Origin of the sequence: Sphingobacteruim zhuxiongii, from assembly GCF_009557615.1 — a bacterium.
Taxonomy (GTDB): Bacteria; Bacteroidota; Bacteroidia; order Sphingobacteriales; family Sphingobacteriaceae; genus Sphingobacterium; species Sphingobacterium zhuxiongii.
Genome location: NZ_CP045652.1, coordinates 2,395,503 through 2,419,563, shown reverse-complemented (window position 1 = coordinate 2,419,563; position 24,061 = coordinate 2,395,503). Strand labels below are relative to the sequence as shown.

15 protein-coding genes are annotated in these 24,061 nt (G+C 40.3%); 8 read left to right on the top strand and 7 right to left on the bottom strand.

All coding sequences use genetic code 11. The annotated features are described in order from the left end of the window. Nucleotides 1–131: 131 nt before the first annotated feature. The 4 genes from GFH32_RS10290 to GFH32_RS10275 all read left to right on the top strand — a co-directional run bounded on the left by GFH32_RS10290 (nt 132) and on the right by GFH32_RS10275 (nt 7,237). Nucleotides 132–752: a dihydrofolate reductase family protein gene (locus GFH32_RS10290; RefSeq protein WP_153511532.1), complete on the top strand. Its 621-nt coding sequence runs from the start codon at nt 132–134 to the stop codon at nt 750–752. A gap of 285 nt (nt 753–1,037) precedes the next feature. Continuing rightward, complete coding sequence (locus tag GFH32_RS10285) at nt 1,038–2,186, top strand: Sb-PDE family phosphodiesterase (RefSeq protein WP_153511531.1); 1,149 nt, start codon at nt 1,038–1,040, stop codon at nt 2,184–2,186. A gap of 22 nt (nt 2,187–2,208) precedes the next feature. Continuing rightward, the gene (locus GFH32_RS10280) at nt 2,209–5,469 is read left to right on the top strand and encodes a SusC/RagA family TonB-linked outer membrane protein (RefSeq protein ID WP_153511530.1); all 3,261 of its coding nucleotides are present in this window, start codon (nt 2,209–2,211) and stop codon (nt 5,467–5,469) included. Nucleotides 5,470–5,476: 7 nt separating this feature from the next. Beyond that, a complete protein-coding gene (locus tag GFH32_RS10275) occupies nt 5,477–7,237 on the top strand; it encodes a RagB/SusD family nutrient uptake outer membrane protein (protein WP_202111290.1) in 1,761 nt (586 codons plus the stop codon). A 158-nt stretch (nt 7,238–7,395) separates the two neighbouring features. On the opposite strand, the gene GFH32_RS10270 is transcribed toward GFH32_RS10275, so the two are convergent. Together GFH32_RS10270 and GFH32_RS10265 are read right to left on the bottom strand one after the other, a co-directional pair. Beyond that, entirely contained in the window at nt 7,396–7,917 is a 522-nt protein-coding gene (locus tag GFH32_RS10270) for a hypothetical protein (RefSeq protein WP_153511529.1), read from the bottom strand. Nucleotides 7,918–8,136: 219 nt separating this feature from the next. Beyond that, nucleotides 8,137–8,832, bottom strand: coding sequence for a hypothetical protein (locus GFH32_RS10265; protein ID WP_153511528.1), 696 nt, complete (start codon nt 8,830–8,832; stop codon nt 8,137–8,139). 92 nt (nt 8,833–8,924) lie between these two features. On the opposite strand from GFH32_RS10265, the gene GFH32_RS10260 reads away from it, so the two are divergent. The 4 genes from GFH32_RS10260 (at nt 8,925) to GFH32_RS10245 (ending at nt 17,108) form a co-directional block, all read left to right on the top strand. Beyond that, the gene (locus GFH32_RS10260) at nt 8,925–9,305 is read left to right on the top strand and encodes a hypothetical protein (RefSeq protein ID WP_153511527.1); all 381 of its coding nucleotides are present in this window, start codon (nt 8,925–8,927) and stop codon (nt 9,303–9,305) included. A 69-nt stretch (nt 9,306–9,374) separates the two neighbouring features. Continuing rightward, nucleotides 9,375–13,751 carry a CusA/CzcA family heavy metal efflux RND transporter gene (locus GFH32_RS10255; protein WP_153511526.1) on the top strand — a complete coding sequence of 1,459 codons (4,377 nt, stop codon included), beginning with the start codon at nt 9,375–9,377 and terminating at the stop codon, nt 13,749–13,751. A gap of 24 nt (nt 13,752–13,775) precedes the next feature. Beyond that, nucleotides 13,776–15,002, top strand: coding sequence for an efflux RND transporter periplasmic adaptor subunit (locus tag GFH32_RS10250; protein WP_153511525.1), 1,227 nt, complete (start codon nt 13,776–13,778; stop codon nt 15,000–15,002). Nucleotides 15,003–15,023: 21 nt separating this feature from the next. Beyond that, the gene (locus GFH32_RS10245) at nt 15,024–17,108 is read left to right on the top strand and encodes a heavy metal translocating P-type ATPase (protein ID WP_153511524.1); all 2,085 of its coding nucleotides are present in this window, start codon (nt 15,024–15,026) and stop codon (nt 17,106–17,108) included. Nucleotides 17,109–17,397: 289 nt separating this feature from the next. Here GFH32_RS10245 and GFH32_RS10240 read toward each other — a convergent pair whose 3' ends face one another. The 5 genes from GFH32_RS10240 to GFH32_RS10220 all read right to left on the bottom strand — a co-directional run bounded on the left by GFH32_RS10240 (nt 17,398) and on the right by GFH32_RS10220 (nt 24,060). Next, nucleotides 17,398–18,195 carry a hypothetical protein gene (locus GFH32_RS10240; protein ID WP_153511523.1) on the bottom strand — a complete coding sequence of 266 codons (798 nt, stop codon included), beginning with the start codon at nt 18,193–18,195 and terminating at the stop codon, nt 17,398–17,400. Nucleotides 18,196–18,376: 181 nt separating this feature from the next. After that, nucleotides 18,377–20,647, bottom strand: coding sequence for a cation:proton antiporter (locus GFH32_RS10235; protein ID WP_153511522.1), 2,271 nt, complete (start codon nt 20,645–20,647; stop codon nt 18,377–18,379). Nucleotides 20,648–20,770: 123 nt separating this feature from the next. Continuing rightward, nucleotides 20,771–21,493, bottom strand: a complete 723-nt coding sequence (locus tag GFH32_RS10230; RefSeq protein WP_153511521.1) for a LytR/AlgR family response regulator transcription factor — start codon at nt 21,491–21,493, stop codon at nt 20,771–20,773. Next, a complete protein-coding gene (locus GFH32_RS10225) occupies nt 21,459–22,097 on the bottom strand; it encodes a histidine kinase (RefSeq protein WP_202111291.1) in 639 nt (212 codons plus the stop codon). The genes GFH32_RS10230 and GFH32_RS10225 overlap by 35 nt, the downstream gene beginning before the upstream one ends. 424 nt (nt 22,098–22,521) lie before the next feature. Continuing rightward, the gene (locus tag GFH32_RS10220; RefSeq protein WP_153511520.1) at nt 22,522–24,060 is read right to left on the bottom strand and encodes an MFS transporter; all 1,539 of its coding nucleotides are present in this window, start codon (nt 24,058–24,060) and stop codon (nt 22,522–22,524) included. Between the last annotated feature and the right edge of the window lies 1 nt (nt 24,061).

Genomic DNA, 24,061 nt, shown 5'->3' with positions numbered 1-24,061 from the left:
TATAGGTAAAAAAGCTTGGCTTTCAGGTTTTTCCAAACATGGCAATAGGACAGCAGCGTCTTATTTCTTCGCATAGGACAAGGTCACTTTCCAAATTTAGTCCCTAAATTCACTCTTTTAAACTTAGAATTATGAGCAAGATAATAGTAGATTGTGCGATATCGCTTGACGGCTACTTTGCTGGTGAGCAGCGCGGACCGGGCAATCCAATGGGAGGTGTTTCCGGACGTTTGCATGCTTGGATGATGAAAGAAAAGGCATTTTGGAGGCGAATAAAGATGGAAGGCGGCACTGAAGATGGTAAGGATGGCGAATTGATTAATGAGGTTTTCGATCGTACTGGTGCTTATATCATGGGCAAAAGAATGTTTGAGGAAGGGGAAGTCAGTTGGGCTGAAGATTTATATGAGGCAGACGTGTATGTACTTACCCATGAAAAAAGGGATCCTTGGATTCAAAAAGGTTCAACACGCTTCTTCTTTATTAATGATGGAATTGAGAGCGCACTTGAGAAAGCTCGCGCATCAGCAAACGGAAAAGATATTCGTATACAGGGAGGTGCCATTACCATCCAAGAATTCCTGAATGCTGGACTGATTGACGAATTATACCTGCATATCACTCCAATCTTTATAGGTAAGGGAATACGCCTATTTGAGGGAATGGATCCTGATAAGTATGAAATTCAAGTATTGCAAGTTGACTCCACTGAACTGACGACTCACATGCATTATCGTTTGATAAGGAAATAAAACTAAATTTTATATTTCTCAGCTGTTCTACAAGAAATTTTATCATCAAAATCAGCCATTCAGAACTTAATAACTCGTTTTATCTCAGTCTGATATTGATACTTTATAAAAAAAAGAAGCGTCCTCTGACTATAACGGCAGGGGATGTTTTTTTTGATTAAGTTTTCAAACTTTACATTAACGTTTTAAAAACCTTACATTTTATTAATTAATAGAAAACATCTAGTTAATATTCCCTTAATAACCCTTCTTTAGTTTTGTCGGCATAACTCAACCATATAAATAATGAAAATTCAATCTACTCTATTAGGACTTATGCTATCAGCTGCAGTATCCTTAAATGCACAAACTGATAATGGAATTATGTCCTTGAAAGAATTTGCTTATCCGGCAAAACGTCAAACTTTAAATATTCCTGATGTGAACGGATTTAAAGTATTGAAATGCGATTTCCACATGCATACTGTCTTTACTGACGGACATGTATGGCCGAATGTACGTATCCAAGAAGCATGGAGAGAAGGTTTAGATGCTATTTCTTACACGGAGCACATGGAGTATAATCCACATAGCGCTGACGTGAAGGTAGATCATAATCGCTCGCATGACTTGGCGATTGAACTTGCAAAAGAAAACAATATCTTATTGGTCAAAGGAACGGAAGTAACGCGTCAAACGCCTCCGGGACACTTTAACGCCCTATTTATTCAAGATGCAAATACGCTTGTTTCTGATAATGACAGCAAATTAGATCAAGAAGCTATTGATAAGGCTTATGCACAAAAAGCTTTTATCTTCTGGAATCACCCAGGATGGAAAGCAACTCAAGTACCAGGATCCTATGAATGGATTGATTTTGTAGAGAAGATGTACAATGAGAAAAAACTACATGGTATTGAAGTAGTGAATGGTCTTGGCTTCCACAAAAAAGCATTAGATTGGGCTTTAGACCGCAATCTTACAATCATCGGAAATACAGATATTCACAACTTAATCGCTCATGATTACAATATTGGTGCGCCGGGTGTACACAGAACCATGACGCTTGTTATGGCGAAAGATCGTTCTGCTGCTGCAATTCGTGAAGCATTAGATGCAGGAAGAACCGTTGTATGGTCTAGTGATTACCTATTTGGTAAAGAGGAGCATGTTCGCAATTTAGTTAATGCATCAATCAGCGTGTCGCCTGCTTACCATGAGAAAACTAATGCAAAGACCAATGTAACAACTAAGTACTATGAGATTAAGAACAATAGTGACTTATCGTTTGAGCTAGAATTGAAATCTGGAAATGCAACAAAGCGAATTGTATTGTACCCAGAGTCATCACAAGTATTAACAGCAGATGCTGGACAAAGCTCATTAAGCTATGAGATTGTATCCACTTTCATCCGCAGTGACAAACATTTAGACTTTAAAATCAACTTAAAGTAGGTTAACCTAACATACACTTTCCATGAAAAAATGTATTCCAATATTTCTATTGGCGGGAATGGCTTTGTCCTTACCTTCAACAGGAAAAGTATCCAATTTAAGCATTGAAATCCTACACAGCGAGGCCCAACAGCAAACGATTAAGGGTAAAGTTGTGGATGGCAGCGGCAATCCGATTGAGAATGCGACAGTAGCCATTCAGGGTACCAATCGCGGAACAGCGACGGACGCTGCTGGTCGGTTCAGCATTGAATCCCCAAAGCAAAATCCTACGCTACTTGTATCGTATGTTGGTTTCAATACCAAAACCTTTCAAGTTAAAGGCGATACAGACAATGTGTTAGTACAGTTGGATAACAAAAATGACTTAGATGAGGTGGTTGTTGTCGGCTACGGTACGCAAAAGAAAGTTAACCTAACAGGTGCTGTGTCACAAGTAACTTCCGAGGTACTTGAGAACCGTCCGGCATCAAGTTTGAGTCGAATGTTGCAAGGTGCGCTTCCTAACCTAAATTTAAAAATGGTCGATGGAAGTCCAACACGTGGTGCAACCTTTAATGTGCGTGGTACAACTTCAATTGGTGCTGGAGGTAGTGCATTAGTATTGATCGATGGGGTAGAAGGTGATCCAAATATGATTAACCCCAATGATATTGAGAGTGTAACGGTTCTAAAAGATGCGTCATCGGCAGCAATCTACGGTTCTCGTGCAGCATTTGGGGTGGTATTAATTACCACTAAATCTCCAAAAGCTGGAAAAGCAACGGTTACTTATAACTCCAATTTCTCCATCAATTATCGGGTAGTAGAGCCTAAATTGGTTACCAATGGCTACCAATGGGCAAAAAACTTCAACGATGCATTTAATGCTTGGTACGATTACAAATCTACGCCAATCTCAGTGAACAACGTTTACCCATTCTCCTTGGAATATTTGGAGGCATTGCGCAAGCATGATGAGAATCCAACGGGAGAGGATGTTGTGTATAATAAGGCGACCAATCGTTACGAATACTTTGGAAATACAGACTGGTATAATCTTATATATCGTAATAATATGCCAGCTACCGAACAAGCAATGAGTGTTTCGGGAGGTGGTGAGAAAGCTTCTTATTTCTTATCTGGACGTTACTTTCACCAAGGTGGTTTGTTTCAATTTAACCCTGATAAATTCAATAAATACAATATCCGTGGTAAGGGAGATATCAAAGTTACTGACTGGTTAACTTTCCAAAATAATACGGAAATCTCTTCGTATGATTACCATTATCCGATGTTTGCGGATGGCGATGGAAACATATGGCGCCAATTCGAGCATCAAGGTTATCCGATGGCGGTTATTCATAATCCTGATGGCTCTTACACACATACCGCAATTTATACAGGTGTCGCTTCCTTTATGGAAGGAACTAACGCATCCGACTTGAACAATACGGTACTTCGTAATACCGCAGGTGTGGTGATTAAACCTCTTGCTGGGTTAACTTTAAAAGGAGATTTAACCTATTCGAGAACTTGGCAAGATGACACGAGAACAAATAACTTTATCAATTACAGCAATTCGCCGGGTGTAATCGATCGCTTTGGACGTAGTTTATTGAGACAGCTAGGTGAGCGTAAGAAATACTTGGCAGCCAACATTACGGCTAATTACCAAAAGAAGTTTGCCGATAAACATGAGATCAATGCTTTACTTGGTTATAACGTAGAAGAGCAAACCTTCAAAAACCTAGACGCGCAGCGTGATGGAATTATCCTTCCGGATAAGCCTGATTTTAACTTAATGGATGGCTTAAATTTTAATATTGTTGGTGGTGGTAATGAGTGGGCGTATATGGGTTTATTCTACCGCTTCAATTACGCCTACGATAATAAATACTTATTGGAATTGAACGGACGTTATGATGGCTCTTCTAAATTCCCTGAAAACCAACGCTTCGGTTTCTTCCCATCGGTATCTGCCGGTTGGGTAGTATCCAATGAATCGTTCTTTGAAGAAGCTAAACCACTATTCAGCAATATGAAGTTCCGTGCTTCCTATGGTTCTCTAGGTAATGGAAACATCAACCCATACCGCTATCAGGAGCAAATGTCAGTTGCTAAGACTGGCGTCATCTTAGGTGGCGTACAACCAAGTTATACTTCTATTCCAGGTGTAATACCTGAAGGTTTAACATGGGAACGATCAACTACATTTAACGTAGGTGCTGACGTAGGTTTCTTTGATAATGCTTTGAATGTTACATTCGATTGGTACAACCGCCAAACTTATGACATGTTTACGATTGGGGAGCCCCTTCCTTCTGTCTTTGGTGCAGCCGTTCCTTATGGAAACTTTGCCGATTTATCAACCAAAGGTTGGGAATTGACAGTAAACTACAATAACCAATTTGAACTAGCAGGGAAGCCTTTCAACTGGGGAATCAATGGCTCGTTATGGGATAGCAAATCGCATATCACTCGATTCAATAACCCAAATAGATTATTAAACTCTTACTATGTGGGTCAGGAAGTAGGCGAGATTTGGGGCTACCAAACTCTTGGATTCTTTACTTCAGAAGATGACGTGAAGAACCACGCTGATCAAAGCTTTATCCGTAACTCTAATAATAATGTATGGTTACCTGGAGATCTTAAGTTTGCAGATTTACCGGATGCAAATGGACAAGTTGATGGTGTCATAAACAGTGGCGATAATACAGTAGATAACCCGGGCGACCGTCGTATCATCGGAAACAACTCACCTCGTTACCAATACGGATTTACGCTTTCTGGACGATGGAATGGGATTGGTCTATCTGCCTTCTTCCAAGGAATCGGAAAGAGAGACTATTACTTTGCGCCAGAAGCAGGTTTATTCTGGGGACCATATAACCGACCTTACGGTTATCAACCAACGAAAATGATGGAAGATATGTGGTCTGAAGAAAATCCGGATGCTTATTTCCCACGCTATAGAGGATATACAGCGCTAGGTGCTGACCGTTCGTTAGGTGCTCCGCAAACACGATACTTACAAGATATATCGTATCTACGTGTGAAAAATATCAGCTTGGACTACAACATTCCGCAGCGCTGGTTGCAGAAGTCTAAATTGGCAAATGTGCAGGTGTTCGTGAGCGGGCAAAACTTATTTACCTTCTCAGGACTGTTTAAACACACGGATAACTTCGACCCTGAGGTAATTGAAAAGTCTGTCGGCGATTTAACAAATGGGTCGGGAGAAGGGTATGCCTATCCACAGTTGAAGACTTATACATTCGGATTAAATGTTACTTTCTAAATCTATCATGATGAAATCATCTATTAAATATAGTTTAATCGCTATCTCCAGCTTGCTATTAACTTCTTGTAGCAAGGATTTTCTGGACCGCGAGCCTTTTGATAAATTGGTGCCTAACAACTTCTTTGCAACCGAGACCGATTTGCAGTTATACGCCAATTCGTTCTATCAGCAGTTTATTCCATCCGGCTTAGCTATCGTACAAGCCGATGAAATGGGAGAGTATACATCCAAGAACAATTCACCGAAATTTATCTCCGGGAGTTTTACACCGATTGATCAAGGTGGCTGGTCATGGACAAAACTTAGAAATATCAATTACTTCCTAAGTAAGTACAATAATCCCTCAATTCCTGAAGAGGCGAGGAAACACTATTCAGGTGTTGCTAGATTATATCGTGCGATGTTCTACTTCGATATGGTGAAAGATTATGGCGATGTGCCTTGGTATTCCAAACCTCTTTCAACAGATGATAAAGAGATGCTCTATAAGGGACGCGATCCGCGCGCTAATGTAATGGATTCTGTGTTAGCCGACTTAGACTATGCAGTAGCAAATATTCGCGATAAAAAGGATAATACTTCTTCGTTGATGACCAAATGGGTTGCCTTAGGAATGAAATCTAGAATCTGTTTATTCGAAGGGACTTATAGAAAGTACCATACGGAATTGAACTTGAAAAATACAGCGGATAAATGGTTAACTGAAGCTTTAAATTCTTCAAAGCAATTAATTGATTCCAAGCAGTATAGTTTACATAATACAGGTAATTCAAAGCAAGACTATAGAACTATCTTCACAAGTGAAAATCCTGTTTCTACGGAAGTAATGTGGGCGAATACCTATAATAATGCGTTGAAACGCTGGCATGAAATCACTTGGAAATTTAACTCAGCAACCTTTGGTGCACGTTGGGGATTGAACAAGCAATTTGTCAATACTTACTTGAATGCTAATGGTACTCGATTTACTGATAAAGCTGGTTATGATGAGTTACTATTTGTTGAAGAGATGAAGGATCGCGACCCTCGACTGGCACAAACTGTACGTGGATTAGGCTATAAGCGTTCGGATGGATCAGCAGCACCTGCAAACTTTGGCTATACGTTTACGGGCTATCATATCTTGAAGTTTAGCTTAGACGATAAACGTCTTGACGGTATCACAGAGGGCTATAATTCCATAACGATGTTACGCTATGCGGAGGTCTTGTTAAACTATGCTGAAGCTGCAGCTGAACTAGGACAATTAGCGGGAAACACTGCGATTTGGGATCAAACAATTGGAGCGATAAGACAACGCGCAGGAATAAATCCTAAACAGCCAGAAACGTTAGATCCTTATATGCAACAGGTTTACTTCCCAGAGGTTAGTGATAAGTACCTAATGGAAGTACGTCGTGAGCGTGGGATAGAGCTTTGTTATGAAGGCTTACGTTATGATGATCTGATGCGTTGGAAGAAAGGACGCTTATTGGAAATGCCATGGAAAGGAATCTATGTGCCAGCGATGGACTATGAAATGGACTTGGATGGTAATGGTACGCCAGATGTTTCTTTTGTCAGTAAGACGCCGTCTAGTCCAAAGCAGGGAGTATCATACTTTGTCGTGGATGGAAAAGCAGCGAAATTAACAGAGGGTACCAAAGGACACATTCTATGGCGTGTTGATGAAAACAGAAAGTTTGAAGACCGAAAATACTTAAAGCCGATTGCTAACAGCGATTTAGTGATTAATCCAGATTTAGGACAGAATCCAGGCTGGTAATACTAACCAATTAACACTTTTCATTACAGCAACGAGAGAAACTCGTTGCTGTTTTTTTTTATCGGATGTCTCGATCAGAAATGGTAGACATGTTATAAATAAAAAATCCCTCTACATCTCGCAGAGGGACAAATATTTTTATGATATATTAGTTCTTTTTAGTTCTCCTTAATAGAAACTTTAAACTGCCCGTCGGTTAGCGCTACGGAACCTAATGTTGTTAATCCCTGTACTCGTATTAAGACACCAGAAAAGCTTCCTTGTGCAGAACCGTTATCAATTTTATCAATTTTTAAGTTGAAAGAGTCTTCTGGAGCTCCTGTACCACGCGAAGCAGTGGAGTTGACTTGGTTTCCATTGTTCGTAATATTATGAATTGACGTAATTGAATATCCTGAATTATCATCTAAAGTATATTGACCTGCAGGTATTCTAGACGTTTGCGACAAAACATGTATAGTAACCGATTCTTTGTTATCATTCATACCATATATAGATAATGAGCCGCCGCCCTCTACCCAATTGGCACTAACGACAGCGAAGTTCTTCTCTACACCATCCACCTTCACTTTCAAATAATTGTCTTTTACTTCGCCTGAGGGACCGTCGTCTTTGCTACATCCAACGGTTAATGTTCCAAACAGTGCCAACATAGCACCTAAAAAAAGTATTCTTTTCATCTGTCTTTGAATTAGGTTATTACAAAATTCCTAAAGCGCAAAAACCAAGCCACTATTAAAAACTTTAATTGTTGGTTACAAAATTAGGATAGTGAGTATTCAAGTCTCGATTTATCTAAACGACTTTGTTGTCAAACAGTATTAATCCATAACAGAGCAGATGAATAAGGTTCCATCGGCTTTGTTTATTTGTTGAAACGGAAATGAATAAGCCGATGCTTAATAAGGCAAGCCAACAAACCGTTGTACAAGTCCGTTCTTATCAAAATGCCATACCAGATGGGTAAAGCAGCTTCCATCGCCAATGCCTTGATAAACATAGTAATGCCCCTTTAAGGTTTTAACCGTAAATTCATGTCCCGCGTGCAATATACCCCATAATAATTTTTGAGGAATCTCAACCTTCTTATTGCCAATGGTAGCCACAGCACGGACTACTTCTTCTTGCGGAAACCCACAATCACTACCGAAGTAATGTTCTCCATTAATTTTATCAATGGCTTGCGAACCCTGATGGTAGCTAATTGTCTTTCCCTCTTTGGTAAAAGGCCGATGTGTATATTCAAATTGAAAATCTTTGGGATCGGCATCCGCTAACTCGTCTATTGATTTGTATTGCGAAGTGTGTATATTCCCCATGATATAATTGTCATATATACTATTTCCTTCCATCAAACTCATCGGACTACGGACACCGATGGCCTCCGACCAGACTTCGTCTACTTCAGAGACTCCAATACCATCGTTGAAAGCCAGGATAACTTGAAAGGTTTTCACACGATCGAGGATCTTATTGTTTCCCGTTTCGCTTGCTCGGATATTTGCATAGCCGTCCGCGCTTGTAATCACAGCGACTTGCCCCAAGCTTATCTGTGCGAAAGTCAACACTATAGAAAGTAAAAAAACTCTTTTCATAGGGAAATTAATTGTTTTCAATCAAAGCTAGTATCTTTATTGTAATATCAATTAATTATATTTGTTGTGTATTAACGGAATTATATAATTTCATGAGACTCTGGATTACAGCATTTATCGTTTACTACATCGCACTATTGTTTGTGCCATGTGGTGATCATTTTCATTATGCTGAACATGAAGGACAGGTGACGAGTGCCTTAACACACTGTTCTCATGACCATTCCGTAGCACAAGAACAATCAACGCTAGATGATAGTTCAGAGGCACATAATGACTCGCATGATTGCTCTCCTCTCTGTGTATGCGGCTGTTGCCATATGGCGCTTTCCGATCAAGTAGCTTATCGTATTAACTTAAACGAACATATTCGAACTGAGTACCAGTTTATCGAATTTAATACCCATTATGTCATAGCGTATTCCCCAAGCTATTTAGACTGTATATTTCAGCCTCCCAAATTTATAGCATAATACCATTTTCATAAAGTTTCTCGCTTAAGAACATAAGCGAGGCTATTGTTATATGCTAATAAATTTTTCATGTTAGACAAAATCATAAAATTCAGTATCCAGAACAAACTGATTATTGGGATGATCACCCTAGGATGGATCGTATGGGGTGTTTGGAGTCTTTCCCGATTACCGATCGATGCAGTACCCGATATTACCAATAATCAAGTTCAAATTATTACCCTTTCACCGACTCTTGCCACGCAGGAGGTCGAACAATTTGTTACTTTTCCCATTGAGCAAGCTATTGCTAATGTTCCCAGTACCGAGGAAATACGGAGTATCTCCCGATTCGGGCTATCCGTTATTACCGTCGTCTTTAAAGAGGAAGTCGATATCTATTTCGCAAGGCTGCTTCTACAAGAAAAGCTAAAACTTGCAGAAGAAGAGATTCCCGAAGGTGTTGGACGTCCCGAGCTAGCGCCCGTAAGTACAGGGCTAGGCGAAGTCTATCAATACATATTGCACCCGAAGGAAGGTGCGGAAAGCAAGTATTCAACCATGGATCTTCGGACCATGCAAGATTGGATTGTTCGGAGACAGTTAAATGGAACGCCGGGAGTCGCTGAAGTAAACAGCTTTGGCGGACTTTTGAAGCAATACGAAGTAAGCGTCAATCCGGAGCGATTACGAGCATATAATCTTTCCATTTCGGATATCTATACCGCTTTAGAGCAAAATAACGAAAACACGGGAGGAGCTTATATCGATAAGAAACCAACGGCCTATTATATTCGTGGGGTAGGAATGGTAACTTCATTAGAGGATGTAAAGCAAATTGCGATTATCAGAGATCAACAGCCGCCAGTATATATCCGGGATATCGCAGATGTAAAATTCGGAAGCGCTGTACGATACGGCGCGATGACTTACAATGGTAAAGTCGATGCTGTAGGTGGAGTTGTTATGATGCTGAAAGGAGAGAACAGTAAGGAAGTTGTCGATGCCGTAAAAGAACGTATCAAAACTATTGAGAAGACCCTTCCTGATGACATTAAGATCGAGCCATATTTGGATCGTACAGACTTAATAGACCGCGCCATAAGCACCGTAGAACGCAACTTAATTGAAGGAGCACTGATCGTCATCTTCGTGTTAGTCATCTTCTTAGGGAACTTTAGAGCCGGTTTAATTGTTGCGTCTGCGATTCCATTGTCGCTATTGTTTGCAATCAGCCTGATGAATGTCTTCGGCGTCAGTGCCAATCTGATGAGTCTTGGTGCCATAGACTTTGGACTTATAGTCGATGGTTCGGTTATCATTGTGGAAGCGACCTTGCATCACTTAGCGACGCGTGGGCTCAATGGAAAGTTGAGCCAAAAAGAAATGGATGAAGAGGTCTATATATCCGCTTCTAAAATCAGATCAAGTGCTGCCTTTGGTGAAATTATTATCTTAATTGTCTATATCCCCATACTTGTTTTAAGAGGGGTAGAAGGCAAGATGTTTGTGCCGATGGCACAGACGGTATCCTTTGCTATTATCGGAGCGCTCATCCTCTCGTTGACCTATATCCCGATGATGTGTGCTTTGTTTCTACCGAAGCAAATCAAGCAAAAGGAAACTTTCTCTACTAAGATGATGAATTGGTTGTACCAGCGCTATGAACCAATCTTACATAAGGCATTTGCTATTAAACTTTGGGTTGTCGGATTTACGGTACTATTGTTTGGTATTTCTGTATTCTTTTTTGCAAAGATGGGGGGAGAGTTCTTGCCTACTTTAAAAGAAGGGGACTATGCCTTTCACTGTATTCTGCCGAAAGGAACCAGTTTAAATCAAAGTATAGAAACCTCGATGTTAGCCTCACGGGTAATAAAAAGCTTTGATGAAGTCAAGATGGTTGTCGGAAAGACAGGTTCTGCGGAAGTACCGACGGATCCTATGCCGCCTGAGGCAACCGATATTATGGTAATTCTGAAACCTAAAGATGATTGGACATCAGGACGAACCTATGATGAACTTGGCGATGCGATATATGCCAAGTTAAAAGCGACAATTCCAGGTGTATTTTTCGAAAAGAATCAACCTATTCAAATGCGTAGCAATGAGCTGATGACGGGTATACGTCAAGATGTTGCCGTTAAGGTGTTTGGTGAAAATATCGACAGCCTGCTTTACTTTGGAAAGCAAGTTAGCGATGTGATAAAGCAAGTGCCAGGGGCGAGTTCACCACAAATGGAGAATATCAGTGGTTTACCGCAGATAACAATCAACTACGACCGCGTACGTTTAGCCAATAATGGAGTTTCGGTACAGCAGGTCAATGATATTGTCGCTGCCGCATTCGCTGGTCGAGTGACAGGTTCGGTTTATGAAAATGAACGCAAATTTGACTTAGTAGTGCGATTAAACGAAGAGAATAGACAGACTATTGATCATGTTGCTCATTTGTTTGTCCCGACGAAATCGGGGGTCCTATTGCCCTTAGATGAACTAGCGACCGTAGAATATAAAAATGGACCTGCGCAGATCTCTCGTGAAGAAGGAAAACGAAGAGTGGTTATCGGATTCAATATCACCGATGGAAAAGATGTCGCAACGGTCGTAAAAGAGATACAGGACAAGATGGGTAAGCAATTGAAGCTTTCCAGTGGATATTACTTACAATATGCGGGCTCTTTCCAAAATTTAGAGGAAGCCAATGCAAGACTCTCCTGGGCGGTACCAGTTGCCCTCTTATTAATATTCTTCCTGTTGTATACGACCTTCAAATCCGTAAAACAAGCACTACTGATCTTTACTGCGATTCCTATGTCGGCAATAGGTGGTGTATTTGCATTAATGTTACGTGGGATGCCATTCTCCATTTCTGCAGGCATTGGATTTATTGCCTTGTTCGGTGTTGCGGTATTAAATGGTATTGTATTAATAGGCACTTTTAATCATCTTAAAAATGATGGAATGAAAGACGTATGGCAAAGAATTAAGGAAGGAACGAAAGAGCGTTTTCGACCTGTACTGATGACAGCAAGTGTTGCGAGTTTAGGTTTCTTACCTATGGCGATAAGTCAAGGCGATGGTGCCGAAGTACAAAAGCCATTGGCGACAGTCGTTATTGGGGGATTAATAACGGCGACTATCCTAACGCTTATCGTTCTGCCTATCCTGTATACCTTATTTGAGCGCAAATGGCGTTTGAATCCAAAGGCAAAAGCCCTACTATTGATGTTTTTCACTTGCTTTGGGCTATCTGCACAAGCGCAAAGCATCGATAAAACGGAATTTGTAAGAATGGGCATCACTAAGAATGGTGAGGTGCAAGCGGCTAGTCGCAGTATCGAATCGCGGCGCGCATTGATTGCTGCAGCAACAGCACTTAGTAAGACCAATGTAGCATTACAACTGGGGCAATACAATTCCGAGAAATTTGATCAAAATATCGAAGTCTCTCAATCGATACCTTTCCCCACAGTTTTTAAAGCGCGTAGAACCTTATTTGAGCAGGATGTATTGCTCGCGGAAAACGATTACAACCTGTTTAGGAATGTATTGGCGATGCAGTTGGCGAACGCCTATGATGAGCTGAGTTATGCTTATGCGCGGGAAGAAAAGCTCAAACGAATAGATAGTTTGTATGCAGAGTTTGAAAGAGCATCGCAAGTCAAATTCTCCGCAGGTGATATCCCTCGAATCCAAGTGACAACGGCAAAAACTAAAAGAGGGGAAGCACAGTTACAATGGAAGCAGCAGCAAGTTCAAATTGAAAACTTGAAAATGCAAATTGCCGCTTTTACAAGCGATAGTCTATTAGCATTAGCAGATCATCCCATTTTAGCGGTAGACGCAATTGATGGGAAGCTACAAGCCGATTTGATTGCTGCCAACCCTGAATTAAAGCAGTTAGCTGGACAGATTAATCGTGCCGATGCAGAAGTAAATCTCCAAAAGCAAGAACGATTGCCAGATTTCACTATAGGCTATGCGAATACGTCTTTTATTGGTCGGGACGTACAAAATGGGGTATTGATCGATGAGCGTACCTCCAGAGATCGATTCCATTCCGCTAATATCGCTGTAGCGATCCCTATTTTTAATACGGGGGCAAAAGCTAGAATGAAGAGTATTAAACTAGAACAAGAGGCGAATAGCTTGAGATTAGAACAGCGAAATCGCGAGCTCAGCGCCGAATTGGCAAACCATCTCAAACAATATCAGCAGCAGTTAGAACAATATAATTTCTATCAGTCTCAAGGTCTTCAGAATGCTAGAGATATCCTGAATGCCGGCAAGTTGGGCTATGAGGTAGGAGATATGGACTATATCGAATATTTGACGGCTATTCAAAATGCCATTGGTATAGAAATGAATTATATCCAGTGCATTTATGAGATCAATCTAACGGTCAATTCCATTAAATATATCCTAGGTAGTCATCTATCAAACAGTTTAATACCAAATAATTAAAGTACATTTATTTTGAAAGCAATCATGAGCATTCCAGTAAAAACATATATCAAATGCCTATTCATCGCGCTGAGCCTATCCTTATGCCTAACCTGCAATAATCAGCCTACAGCACAAGAAGAAGCACATAGCGAAGGCGATGGACATGATCACGGGCATGATCATGCCGCCGAGGAAGCCGGACATGGCGGAAATATCGCCGAAATAAGTCCTGAACAGTTCAAAACCGTAGGAATTACCTATACCCAAGTATCTTCGCGTGATTTAGAAAATAAACTCCAATTCAATGGCTCTTTAATCATTCCGAATGAAAAGAAAGCAACAATTAATAGTGTTTATTCTGGAACGATTTCCAAGCTCTATATCAAACAGGGCGATTTTGTAAAACAAGGACAAACCATAGCGAGCATTAGCAATCCTGAGTACATTCAAGTTCAAGAGAACTATTCATCGGTAATGAGTCAAATCGATTTCGCAAGTAAAGAGGTCGACCGACAAAAGATCTTGAACCAAGGGCAAGCGGGATCGCTTCGTAATTTGCAAAATGCCGAATCCCAGTTAAAAAGCCTGCGTGCACAGCAACAAAGCTTGCGGAAGCAATTGCAATTAATGGGGATATCACCAGCTCAGGTCGTCAATGGTAATTTGATCAACTCCATCGCTGTCCGCAGTCCTTTAAGTGGTTATATTACACAGTTGAATAGCAGTATTGGAAACTTTGTCGACCCTTCGGTATCTATAGCGACTGTAGAGGATAATAACAATATCCTGTTGCAAATCAATATGTTTGAAAAGGAACTTCCAATGGTGAAGGTCGGTCAAGAGATCGAGTTTACTTTAGCCAACAATAGTGCAGAGAGTTACCAAGCGAAGATCATTATGATCAATAAGAGTCTCGACGCGAATCGAACGATTCCGGTGCATGCGCAAATACTAAGTAGCAAACAGCATCTAGCCGAAGGCATGCAGGCAGTTGCTTATATTCATGCGGGTTCAAGTTTGCAGCAGAGTCTTCCGGTCGAAGCTATTGTCAATGAGGAAGGAAAAGATTATATTTTCGTTGATCGCGGATTTGATAAAACAGAAGGTGTTTATAAGTTTGAGAAAATAGAGGTTCATCGTGGTATTACAGATGCTAATTATGCTGCTGTAACCAGTACTAAGGCTCTAAAACCAGAAGATAAAGTCGTTTCATCAGGAGCATTCTTTGTCAATGCGGTATTAAGTGGGTCTGAAGGTCATGAACATTAACCATCATTAGAACAGTATATTATGATAAAGCAACATCAGCATATCTATAATGAAGCAGGCGTTTGTGAGATCTGTAGCCAGACTGCGAAAGTCTATGAGCAAGCAAATGCTAGAAACCGAGCGAAGAATAGTGCCCTGAAAACTGCTTCTTCGCAAAAACATCAGCATGAGGAAGGGCACCCACATGATCACTCCGAGGATGATGGGCATGATCATGAACATAGCCTTGATGGCAATAGCAGTCTTTTCAAGCTCTTTCTACCATCCATTGTTAGTTTGTTGCTGTTGTTGCTTGGTCTAGGATTCGATAATTTATGGACGATGCCTTGGTTTAATGGCAATCTCCGTCTAGCTTGGTACCTCGCAGCCTACTTACCGGTTGGACTGCCTGTACTTAAAGATGCGGTTAAGAGTATTAAAAAAGGGAACTTCTTCTCAGAATTCTTCCTGATGGGGATTGCGACACTCGGCGCATTCGCCATTGCTGAATACCCAGAAGGAGTAGCGGTGATGCTATTTTATGCTGTTGGGGAGAGTTTCCAAACGCTCGCGGTCTCTAGAGCGAAATCGAATATCAAGAAACTCTTGGATCAAAGGCCCGATGAGGCGAGCATTATACGAGACGGAAAGACCTTAACGATTAAAGCTAAAGATGTAAAAATTGGCGATATTATTCAGTTAAAACCGGGTGAAAAGCTAGGTTTAGATGGGTTGTTAATATCAGATACGGCCTCATTTAATACTGCAGCATTAACAGGAGAAAGTAAACCAGATACTAAGAACAAAGGAGAGCAGGTATTGGCGGGGATGATCAATCTTCAATCTCTAGCGCAGATTGAAGTAACAACCGCTTATGCGGATAGTAAGCTTAGTAAAATTCTTGAGCTTGTACAGAATGCTAGTGCGCAGAAGGCTGCAACTGAACTCTTTATTTCTAAATTTGCTCGTATTTATACGCCAATTGTGGTCTTTCTAGCCATAGCTATCTGTTTTATCCCGTATTTCTTTGTACAAGATTATGTATTCAAAGATTGGTTATACCGATCGCTGATCTTCCTGGTCGTTTCTTGTCCTTGCGCACTGGTCATTTCGATACCATTGGGGTATTTTGGTGGGATAGGTGCTGCAAGTCGTCACGGAATCCTTGTTAAAGGAGGCAACTTTCTTGACGTCCTTGCCGCGGTAAAACATGTGGTAATGGATAAAACCGGAACCATGACAGAAGGTGTGTTCAAGGTACAAGAGCTGCAATTGACAAACGAGCTTGCCTTGCCTAATATTATGGATTATGTCAATTTATTGGAAAGCAAAAGCACACATCCCGTTGCGACTGCTATTCATGAATATGTCGGCGCTTTAAGAGAAGAGCTGCCTTTGCAGGATGTGGAGGAGATCGCTGGACACGGTTTAAAAGCTACTATAAATGGCAAGGAACTCTTGGTTGGCAACTTTAAATTGTTGGATAAGTATCAAGTAGCCTATCCAGTTAATCCAGCAGATATTGCCTACACAACGATTGCTATTGCCTATGATAAGCAATATCAAGGCTTTTTAACGATTGCAGACTCGATAAAACCCGATGCAAAGGCGAGCATTGAAAAACTACATAGCCTTGGAGTGAAAGCAACGATGTTGAGTGGAGATAAGGAAGCCGTTGTGCGTCAAGTTGCCAAGGAACTTGGTATTGACCAAGCGTATGGTGATTTATTGCCGGAAGATAAAGTAACTCGATTCAAGGGAATTAAAGTGCAGGATCAAATTGTAGCCTTTGTCGGTGACGGCGTTAATGATGCTCCTGTCGTTGCATTAAGTGATGTCGGAATTGCAATGGGCGGACTAGGTTCTGATGCGACCATTGAAACTGCCGATGTGGTAATTCAAGATGATAAACCTAGTAAAATACCCGTAGCGATACAGATTGGAAAGAAAACAAAGACAATCGTATGGCAGAATATAGGATTTGCATTTGGCGTTAAAGCAATTGTGCTCGTACTTGGTGCGGGAGGTTTAGCGACCATGTGGGAAGCTGTATTTGCCGATGTAGGAGTAGCATTACTAGCAATATTGAATGCCGTCAGGATCCAACGATCAAACTTCAAAAATTAGCTTTAAAAGGTTGGTAGATTGACCATAACAAGGAACTCATCCATTTAAATATGAAGAGGAACGTATAAACGTTCCTCTTTCTTTTAAGATTTGGTTTTCTTTTCTTTTCTACCTGAATTTGCTCAAGACCTTTTTCTGGCGCTTCTTGCACCTGTACGATAGAAAGCAAATTGAATATTAAGGAGAAATTAAGCCTATATACTGACGCATAACAAATATTATTCGAGAACAATGAAATAGAAAAATTAGTCTTTTTTCTCCGGTTCTTTTTCTTTTTCGGTGCTACTTTCTACCACAGGGGTTTTTGTTTGATATATCGATTCTTGATCATTAACTGCTCACCATCGGCACCGTTGACCATTAAATCACCCCAACGTCCGCGAAAGCGAATATTACCTGTTCTGCCATCTGCGTATTCAATAATATAGTTCTCGACGGTTTGCGCTCTCAGGGTTTTTACGACTTTATCCGCCTCAAAAAGCTGACGCTGACCATAGCGGTCTTGTTTGATAATCACCTCACGACCCTCATTGTCACTAATTTTTGTTCGTCCGGCCAAGTTTGTCAGATTGACCGTAATCTGGTAGCCATCATTTCGTTTGATCCGATAACGCCCGTGTAGGCTCAATCCCCAATCGACTTCATATTCTATTCCTGTATTAGTTTTATATTTTTTATTCCGCCAACTTGGAGATGCAGGACGAACCCATGATTTTGCGCTGGATTCTAAAGAATAATTACCACGGACATCATGAGAAACGGTAATCAAGTTGTTTTGTTCATCGTACACCTCAAAACCACCAGTACGTATACTTTCTAATGTTAGTTCTTTACTGTCTTTAAAAATTGAAAAAGGATCATCCTGTAGGGAAAGCATAAGACTATAAGAATGGAATTTGTTAGGTTCAAAGACCGCATTAAATATTGGTTCTAGAAAAATATACGATTCTAAACGGTTAAATAATGCTTCGTTTGAATTAATATTTACATCGTTGGTGATTTGCGTCTCTATTTGACTGTCCTGTGCAAATGATACGTGGGAACCCAAAAGTAATAAGGGTAATAGTAGGAATTTAACTGTTCTCATAAAAATAGCATTAAACTATAACGTAATAGGAATAATAAAAGAAGCTCGATCGTGCTCCTGCTTTTATGACTATCGTAGACGAAAAAAGTTTAACTGGGATTACTTCTATTTTTTCGAAAATGCGAGCTTATCACTATCCAGATTTTTGAAAATTCATTCCTCGCAATAAGCCCCTAGTTAACTATTGCTTTATAATCAGCGTAGAAGGAAGGTTGATAATCCAATGTTCTTTATTTGAAAACAATTCTTTCCAGCTATTCTTACTTAGCATCACTAAATCCTGTGTGTTAGTCAATTCCATATTAATCTCCGCACCCTCTATTTTAGTAATATGATTTGGCGCGACCTGCTCAATCGAGCGAAAAAGCTCTAGTGCTTTTTTATCTTGCTGCAAGTATTGATTCATATCAATAATCGTCACTTGAGATTGTGCATTATGGATGAATTTTTGGATATAAGGCAGTAATTCCAAATCGCTTTTCGAGTAGACGATAAACAGTATATGATCTAGTTTTTTAAAATCCTTATCGATTAAAACAGCAACGGGAATTTTACTGCGTCCCATAATTTGTAGCGTACTATTCGAGAACACGGAATTGTCGAGTAAGCTTTCGGTTGCTTTTACACGGTAGACCAAGTTCTCCGGATTAATAAATCGCGTTGTAAAACCCAATATTCTACCCAATACACTGCCTTCGTAAATGGACTGCCCAACACCAATAAGTAATAAGTCGTAATTTCCTTCATTAGCGATTTCTGCAATATCTGCTTCCATATTATTACTCGCCTTAAATAAGGTGATGATGGACTGACTAAGTTCTTTAGATGCCGTCACAATTGGTTCAAAGGTTTCGATCTCATAATCTTCAGCATTGTACTGATGCAGATCATTTGTCGGCGTTAAATGCATTGCCGTAATAGAAGAGTTCTTATCGCTTTCTTTAACTAACCCATGGGCCAGTCGCAGGAGCGACGGGCCACGCAATGGGTTACCAAAAGAAATCAATAAGTTATATTTGCCTATACGGCTGATCTCATCGGGTATTAAAGAATCAGTGGATTTAAAAAGTTTATTAAACAGATCGATGGCCGGACCCGTCATAAAGGTGGTAATTAAGGCCATTAAGACCAACATTGCAAACATCTCTGCATTGAGTACACCGAGATCAAAACCAATATTAAGAACGATTAACTCCATCAATCCGCGCGTATTCATCAATGCCCCAATCGTCAAGCTATCCTTCCAGTTTTGCCCCATAAATTTCGCCGCAATCGCACTTCCAACGAATTTCCCAACAACGGCAACCAAAATAATCCACCCGGTAATCTGCCATAGGTACGGCTCATTTAATAGCCCAATTTGAGTTCGAAGGCCCGTGAAAACAAAGAATAGGGGTAGTAAAAGTACTAAAGCAACATCCTCGACTTTCTCGATAAATACGTTTCTAAATTTGGCGTTCTCCGGCATAATGGCGCCTGCCATAAAGGCCCCAAACAAAGCGTGGATACCAATAACTTCCGTTAAGTACGATGAGATTATTAAGGTGAGAAAGAAAATAGCAACAACCGGTTTGCTTAGATTTTCACGACTATCGTGCATGTCGCCAATCCGTTTTAGAAAAGGGCGAACAAACTTGATCATCACGAATACATATGCGATTGCCAACGCGATAATATAAAGGGAGCTCAAAAAATTCCCGGCTTTCACTATCGCAATAACGGCTGCCAATAGACACCAAGCGGTAATATCATCGGCCGCGGCACAGGTGATTACGATCGTTCCTAATTTTGTTTTTTGAATATTTCGTTCTTGTACGATCCTTGCCAGTACTGGAAAAGCAGTTATACTCATAGAGATTCCAATAAAAAGAGCAAAGGACGTAAAGTCAATGCCTGCCGGAGCAAAGCTTCCATAGATGAAATAAGCTAAGGATACCCCTAAGGCAAAGGGAAGGATGATGCTAGCATGGCTTATGACAACAGCATCATGTGCTTTGTTTTGGAGGACTTTCAAATCCAACTCCATGCCGACTACGAACATAAACAGAATCAAACCGATTTGGCTTAGAAACTGTAAGTTGCCTAGCGACTCTGTCGGGAATAATGCCGCCGAGAAGTCCGGAAAATACATACCCAAAAAGGATGGCCCTAAGATAATACCTGCGATGATTTCCCCGATCACCGTAGGCTGTCCAATCTTTTTAAATAGCCATCCAAATAATCGAGCAAAAAGAATGATCACGATAATCTGTGCTAAGAGAATCGCTAGTGGATGTTGTAAGTTATGTATCAAAGCGCTAAGAAACTCTTGCCATTGCGAGTTACCGGAGTTTATTTTTTGTATATCCCGACCAATCTCCATGTTTCTTCCTTGTGAAATAATCCAATAGATTAAGAAAGAAAAACCACCCACAATCCCGATATAAAAAATACTACTCTTTAGTTTCTTCATCTGATACCCGTTTTTATCTTATTATTTTATTGGGGCAAAATAGGGATTTTTACATGCTATTTTAGCCGTTTAACAGCGAAGGAGGTGCTTTTTGTAATGAAGTGGATGAAAAATGTAATGAAATTATATGCTGATCAATTCGATAAGTCGATTCTTAAATGCCTCCCCCAATTGGAAGCTCTTCAAATTCCCGTCGGGACTACTGATGTTACTCTTGACTTCCTCGTAAGAAAACGATTGTACAATCGATAAGGCAATTAATTCCCTTTTATTAATCCGACAAAATTGATCTTCAGGCAGCAGCTCTTGCAATTTATCAAATGAGATATTCTTCAAGACAATGGATGTCCCATTAAATAGGAAGGCCTGTTTATCTCGACTATCCGTAGTAGAGGTTTCGATATAGGCCAGCTGATCAAAATACAAAAGGAATTTTCCCTGGTCACTATTTAATTGGACGAAGTTTTTCTCGGGCATCGTATCCGATGATTGATAGACACGGACTTTAGCTATTGCCTTCTTCAATCGCTCTAAGGTTAGCGGCTTCCGTAAATAGTCAATCGCATGGAGGTCAAATGCATCTGCTGCGTACTCGCTATAGGCTGTGGTGAAAATCAGAGCTTTATCTTTTAATTGCGCAGCAAGCTCAATCCCATTTATTTCGGGCATCTCAATATCCATAATTAGAAGGTCGAACGACAGGTCCTTCAACTCGTTTAATAGTTCCTTGGGCGAATTATAGACGCGAACGATTTCCAATTCAGGAATCTGTTGGCAGAGGAGTTTTAGATATTTTAAGCTTGGTAACTCATCATCGAGTAGCAAGCATCGTAGCTTTGTGTTCAAGTAGGTCTATTTTTAAATGTGCAATGAAAACATCGCCTTCAACAAAGCGATCCAATTTGTAATGCTCTTTATAGATCATATTCAATCGCTTGTCCAGCATTTTGGAGCCGTAGCCTTCTTTCTCTTTCTTCAAGGTTGCTTTCTTGGAAATCTTATTCGCGACGGTCATCGAAAAAGCATGATCTTTAAAGCCAATCGTAATAGAAATAAAGGAATTTGGACTTTGCAAGTCCGCATGTTTAAAAGCATTCTCGATTAAATCGATGCTCAACAGTGGAACCATGAGCTTTTGGTTCAATAGCGGTTCGTTCTCTCGTACCTGATTCTTTATCTGTAAATCAAAAAGGGGGCTTAACTTAATCTTGTTAATTTCCACTAGACTCAAGGCAAAAGCGATTTCCTGATTCGGCGTCACATATTTCTTCTTGCTCTCGTAAAGGATATAATCTAATACCAGCGATAGGGAATCCAGGGAGTGATAGGTTTGATAAGCATGTGATTGTATAGAGTTTAATACATTTTTGAAGAGGTGAGGATTGAGTTTATAATCAATCTCCTCCAGTTGTACCGCATGTACTTGATTCTCCAAGTTTGAAATCTGCATCTCTAGGCGCTGGTTTCTCAACTTCGTTTTAAAAAGTTGCCAAGCTAGTAAAACAATCGCGATGACTAGGATGAACCCAATAAAAACAAGAGTATTTGTATGCTGTGAATTGACTAAAACCATGTACATCAGGATTAGAATAGGATATTTTACTTAAGTAAAACGGAATCGTTTTCCGATTATTTTGTGGAGCAATTTAACAAAAATAGATTCATCCTAAAACTTTCTACAGACTTCAGGCCTAGCTGAACCCTACCTTAGACCTAGCTAAACCGTTCAAAAGGGCTTGTAATTGGTTAAGCTAGGCGATTGCTATTTGCCTGTTTACTTTTGTGTTTTCATAGGACCAGCGTATCGTTCTTCGCGCCAATTTTTCGTTTTTTTGGTTGGGAGACTTTCGCTTTACGCAAATCCTATAGGATTTTTAAGACATTGGGCTTGCTTGTATAATTTCTTTAGCGTTTTTCTTGGTTCCCCAATTATAAATATGACGGATGGTCGAGGAATGATAAGGTAACAATGCGATAATAAGCAGTACGGCAACATTGGCGTAGACCAGATATCCATAAATATCTTGGAGGGCTAAGAGGGAGGTTTGCGTTTGAAAACTCGCAATGGTGCTTTTTGTCAAGGCGATGTTGGTTTCAGTTATTTCGGCCAGTCGAGTTTGATGAACAATAACCTGGTGATTGTAAACATAACCAATAAAGGCAGACCAAAAAGTCGTAACGAGAAATGTTCGAACCAACAGGAAGAGCACGATACTATGTAAGAACTGCTTAGGAGAAACATTCGCCGCCAAATAGACTGCTGTGGCAATAAATGAAACCATCACCGCAATCCCTCGTAAAATAATGGGTAGGATCAGAAATTCAACTTTTGTTGTTTGATTGATATAACCGAGTAATAAAATGTTGGATAACAAATAACAGGCTGTTGCAAACAGAAAGATCGCTTTACATTTTTTGGTTTGTTTGAAATATAACCAGACAATCAAGCTTCCTAATAAATAACCGACAATAATGTATGCGTTTATTTCAGCAACCTTTCCTGGATTATTAGGTGCGAGAATATTGAGTAAATAGTTTAATAAGGTACTATTGGCATAGAACATTCCGAGGATAAAGACCGTGAGTAAAGTTAGAAAAGTACCCTTATCGGTCACGGCAGAGAAGCTAATAACCTTTCTTTTTTTCTTAAAGTTTCGATTGACAAAAAAGGTAAATAGCACGATAAATAAAACTGTCGCCCGAATGATGGACTCGCTGTAAAACCAATTGTTCTGAACGCCATAGCTGCAAACAAAAGAAAAGGCCAGGAGGGAAGCCGCCAGTAGAATGGTTCCTAACCAATCGTATTGGAATAAGGGGATTTTTTTGATGCTTTGCGTTTTAAAGCTCATTAGTACAAATAGGAGACAGATAAAGAGCATCAGGTTTTGAAAATGGAATCCCAATTCCCAGTAATAATGATTTGCTAATAGGACGGCGATTAATCCACCGATAACGGGTAATACCAAATTCATGGGATAATAGATGGCGTACATTTGATAACGTTCGCCTCGAGGCATCAAATAGGGCATTAGCTCGGTAATCAAGGCCATGGTCACAATAATTTTGACACAACCGAATACAAACATCAGCATCACGTTTACCAAAGGTCGATCACTCACAGATAAGGCATAGTTGATGCCCATGAGGATGAGGATACTGATGATGATCATTGTTTTCTTGGGGATTACCCCACTCAAGCGAAATATTAAGGGAATGGAACAGACCATACCAGCACAATAGGCATACATTGCCATGGATAAGTCGGGTGAGTTCGCGGACAGATCGCCGATCACGAATGAATAGATTGTACTGGGAATACCACTGTTGCAGGATAGCGTAATCGCTACGAGCAACAGTATGGGGAATCTAAATCGTTCCGAAACCCAGGATTGAAAAAGACTTTCCTTCATT

Bases quoted from the DNA above. Each gene is read 5' to 3' on its own strand.
- GFH32_RS10280 (WP_153511530.1), top strand. From the start codon at position 2,209: ATGAAAAAATGTATTCCAATATTTCTATTGGCGGGAATGGCTTTGTCC.
- GFH32_RS10245 (WP_153511524.1), top strand. From the start codon at position 15,024: ATGATAAAGCAACATCAGCATATCTATAATGAAGCAGGCGTTTGTGAG.
- GFH32_RS10285 (WP_153511531.1), top strand. From the start codon at position 1,038: ATGAAAATTCAATCTACTCTATTAGGACTTATGCTATCAGCTGCAGTA.
- GFH32_RS10235 (WP_153511522.1), bottom strand. From the start codon at position 20,647: ATGAAGAAACTAAAGAGTAGTATTTTTTATATCGGGATTGTGGGTGGT.
- GFH32_RS10260 (WP_153511527.1), top strand. From the start codon at position 8,925: ATGAGACTCTGGATTACAGCATTTATCGTTTACTACATCGCACTATTG.
- GFH32_RS10250 (WP_153511525.1), top strand. From the start codon at position 13,776: ATGAGCATTCCAGTAAAAACATATATCAAATGCCTATTCATCGCGCTG.
- GFH32_RS10275 (WP_202111290.1), top strand. From the start codon at position 5,477: ATGATGAAATCATCTATTAAATATAGTTTAATCGCTATCTCCAGCTTG.
- GFH32_RS10255 (WP_153511526.1), top strand. From the start codon at position 9,375: ATGTTAGACAAAATCATAAAATTCAGTATCCAGAACAAACTGATTATT.
- GFH32_RS10265 (WP_153511528.1), bottom strand. From the start codon at position 8,832: ATGAAAAGAGTTTTTTTACTTTCTATAGTGTTGACTTTCGCACAGATA.
- GFH32_RS10270 (WP_153511529.1), bottom strand. From the start codon at position 7,917: ATGAAAAGAATACTTTTTTTAGGTGCTATGTTGGCACTGTTTGGAACA.
- GFH32_RS10240 (WP_153511523.1), bottom strand. From the start codon at position 18,195: ATGAGAACAGTTAAATTCCTACTATTACCCTTATTACTTTTGGGTTCC.
- GFH32_RS10225 (WP_202111291.1), bottom strand. From the start codon at position 22,097: ATGCAGATTTCAAACTTGGAGAATCAAGTACATGCGGTACAACTGGAG.
- GFH32_RS10290 (WP_153511532.1), top strand. From the start codon at position 132: ATGAGCAAGATAATAGTAGATTGTGCGATATCGCTTGACGGCTACTTT.
- GFH32_RS10220 (WP_153511520.1), bottom strand. From the start codon at position 24,060: ATGAAGGAAAGTCTTTTTCAATCCTGGGTTTCGGAACGATTTAGATTC.